This is a genomic window from Actinocrinis sp., from assembly GCF_035946395.1.
Taxonomy (GTDB): Bacteria; Actinomycetota; Actinomycetes; order Streptomycetales; family Catenulisporaceae; genus Actinocrinis.
On sequence record NZ_DASYZI010000223.1, the window covers coordinates 1 to 3,780 of the forward strand.

Genomic DNA, 3,780 nt, shown 5'->3' on the forward strand with positions numbered 1-3,780 from the left:
CGCCTACCTGGTGGACTTCAAGACCTCGATCAACCCGAAGAGCAGGGCGGAGACCGCCGAGGACCCGCAGCTGGGGGTCTATCAGTTGGTGGTCGAATCCGGGGCGTACACCGCCTCGCCGTCTGTCGGCGCGGCCGGTGAACCGGAATCCGGCGAGAAGCGGCCGGCTGAAACGGAATCCCGCGAGCCGGAGAGCATCGCGACGCGGGACGAGGCCGGCGGTCCGACGGTGGCGCAGGCCGAGCTGGTTTATCCGCGAGACCGCAGTGACGCGCCGGGCCCGACGGTACTCGTGCAGCCGGGGCGCGGCGTGCAGCCGGATCCGGAATGGGCCACCAAGCTGGTGGCCGAGGTGGCGCAGCGTGTGCTTGACGAGCGCTTCCACGCCTACGGCGAGGCGAACGTCTGCGCCATCTGTCGGCTGAAGGCGGCCTGCCCGAAGCGGCCGGAGGGCCGGGAGCTGCCGTCATGAGCCGCACACGACAGCGCATCGAGACGCCGCGCGACCTCGCGCGGGTGCTCGGCGTGCCGTACACCGACGAACAGCTCGCCGCGATCACCGCCCCGCTGGCTCCGGGGGTGATCGTCGCCGGAGCGGGCTCGGGCAAGACCACGGTCATGGCGGCCCGGGTCGTCTGGCTGGTCGCCACCGGCATGGTCGGACCCGGGGAAGTGCTCGGCCTGACCTTCACCAACAAGGCCGCGGCCGAACTGCGTGAGCGCGTCGGCACGGCCCTGGCCACCGCCGGCTTGACCGGCGACAGCGCAGCCGACTACCTCGACGTCCTCGGGCCCACGCATCCCAGCGAGCCTGGCGACATGACAGCCGACCTGGCAGTCGATCCGGACGAGTTCGGCGAGCCGGTCATCTCCACCTACCACGCCTTCGCCGACCGGCTGATCAAGGAACACGGCCTGCGCCTCGGCATCGAGCCCTCCGCGCGGCTGATCGCCGACGCCGGGCGGTACACCCTCGCGGCGCGGATCGTGCGCACCGCGACAGGGCCCTTCGACGCGCTCCGGGGCAGCGTCACCACGATCACCAAGGACCTGATCGACCTGGACGCCGAGTTGTCCGAGCACATAGTCGACCCGGATCGGCTCGCCGCGTTCGATCGCGCCTTCGCCGACGCCGCCGAGCTGTATCGGGATCCGGTCACGGGCAGATCGATCCGGGCCGCCAGCCGCCGCACCAATCGCCGTGGGCTGATCTACCAGCGATACCTGGAGGCGGCGGCCAAGGCCCGTGAGCGCGGCGAACTGCTCGAACTGGTCGAGGGCTACCGGGGGCTGAAGTCCGGCCGCGACTTCGTGGACTTCGGCGACCAGATGTCCATCGGCACCAGGCTGGCCGAAGAGGCGCCGGACGTCGGCCGGATCGAGCGGGCCAGATACCGGGTCGTGCTGCTCGACGAGTATCAGGACACCTCCGTGGCGCAGCGCCGGATGCTGGCCGCGCTGTTCAGCGGCCCCGATCCCGAACACGGCCTGGGCCACCCGGTCACGGCGGTCGGCGACCCGTGTCAGTCGATCTACGGTTGGCGCGGCGCGTCCGCGGCGAACATCGACCAGTTCCCGCAGCACTTCCGCCGCCGTGACGGCAGCGCGGCCCGGATCCATCCGCTCACCGAGAACCGGCGCAGCGGCGGACGGCTGTTGGCGTTCGCCAACGAGCAGTCCGTGCAACTACGCGAACACCACGACTCGGTGCGCAGCCTGACGCCGTCGGCCGAGAAGGCGAAGTTCGGATACGCGGTCGCCGGGTTGCTACGCACCTACGCCGAGGAGGTCCGCTGGCTGGCCGACCGGATCCAGGAGTTGGACGGCGAGGTGCCGTGGAGTCAGATCGCGGTCCTGGTGCGAAAGGGCGACCACATTCCGGAGCTGTACGCGGAACTGCACGGCCGCGGCATCCCGGTCGAGGTCGTGGGGCTGTCCGGGCTGCTCGACCTGCCTGAGGTGGCGGACCTGGTCGCGATGCTCGACGTGCTCGACGATCCGATCGCCAACGCGCCGCTGGTCCGGCTGCTGTCGGGTCCGCGCTGGCGCATCGGCCCGCGTGATCTGGCCCTGCTCGGCAGGCGTGCCCGCGAACTGGTCCGGCCCCCGCGCGACGACACCGCCAGCCCCCTGGACCAGGCCGCCGCCAACAGCGACCCCACAGACGTCGTCTCGCTCTCCGACGCGCTTGCGGATCCCGGCGACGTGCTGCCGTTCTCTGCGGAGGCGCGTCGGCGCTTCGCCCGCTTCGCCGCCGAGATCCGCCGCCTGCGCCGCAGCTTGGCCGAACCGGTACTCGACGTGCTGCACCGCATCTTGCAGGACACCGGGCTCGATGTGGAGATCGCGGCCTCCCCGGCCGCGTTCCGGCAGCGCTGCGCCGAAACGGTCGGCGCGTTCCTGCACGTCGCCGGAAACTTCTCCGATCTGGACGGCGAGCAATCCGTCACCGCGTTCCGCTCATTCCTGCGGGCCGCCGCCGAGCACGAGCGCGGCCTGGACATCGACCTGCCACCGGCAGCCGCGCAGACGGTGAAGATCCTCACGATGCACAAGGCCAAGGGGCTGGAATGGGAAGTGGTCGTCGTCCCGCACCAGTACCAGGAGCCGCCCAAGATCGACAAGTGGACGACGAAGCGGTCGAAGCTCCCGCACGAACTGCGCGGCGACCCGATGCCGCTGCTCGACGCGGAACGGGACAAGGCCGCCTTTGACGACTTTGACGCGGCGATGAAACAGCAAGCGGAGCTGGAGAGCCTGCGGCTGAACTACGTCACGCTCACCCGGGCGAAGTCCCGGCTGATCGTCGCGAGCCACTGGTGGGGGCCGACGCAGCTCACGCCGCGCGGGCCGAACGCCATGCTCACCGCTCTGCGCGCGCACTGCCAGGCCGATCCGGACAACGGCGAGATCGCGCAGTGGGCCGCGCCGCCGGGAGAGGACGAACGCAATCCCGCGCTGGCCGCGTCCCGGGAGCTGTCGTGGCCGCCGGACCTGAATGGCGAAGCGCGGGAGTGGCGCAGACGAGCCGCAGAGGCCGTCTTGGCCGAATTGCGCTCGCTCGGCGAACAATCCGAAGACGATGAGACCGAGCCGGTGCCCCGTACTGAGCCAGTGTCACGTGCTGAGCCGGTGTCAGGGACCGATCTGATGCCAGGGATTGGGCCGGTGTCACGGGCTGAGTCGATGTCAAGGATCGGGCTGATGCCAGGGGTCGGGCCGGTGTCAGGGACTGAGTCTGTGGGAGGGATCGGGTCGGCTTCATCGGTGGCAGGCGTGAGGGCGTCAGCTGATGCGGGATCAGCCGATGATGCAGGGCCAGCCGGCTCCGGTGATTCGGGTAACTCAGCAGTCTCAGGCGATTCATTCACAGGCGATTCATTCACAGGCGGTTCAGCCGCAGGCGGTTCGGCGGCGGGCGGTTCAATTGGCTTGGCTGATTTCGCGTCCTTGGCCGATGTCGCGTCGGCGCTGTTGAGCCCGGCCATTCAGCCACTCGTCGACGGTTGGGACGCCGACATCGAGGCTTTGCTCGGCGAGCTGCGCCGGGCGCACGACGTGCGGTTCGAGGTTCCGATGCCTCGCACGCTGTCGGCCACCCGGCTCGTCTCCTACGCGGCCGATCCCGAGGGCTTCGCGGAGGAACTGTTCCGGCCGATGCCTCGACCGCCGGCGCCTCAGGCGCGCCGCGGCACCGAGTTCCACGCGTGGGTCGAACACCGCTTCGGCCAGCAGACGCTCTTCGACGACGAGGAACTTGAGCTGCTGGGTGAGGAGGAG

General features: G+C 70.1%; 2 protein-coding genes. Both read left to right on the top strand.

The annotated features are described in order from the left end of the window. A partial coding sequence (locus VGS97_RS14165; RefSeq protein WP_326853928.1) for a PD-(D/E)XK nuclease family protein occupies positions 1–472 on the top strand: 472 nt, incomplete at its 5' end. After that, a partial coding sequence (locus VGS97_RS14170) for an ATP-dependent helicase (RefSeq protein ID WP_326853929.1) occupies positions 469–3,780 on the top strand: 3,312 nt, incomplete at its 3' end. The genes VGS97_RS14165 and VGS97_RS14170, both read left to right, overlap by 4 nt.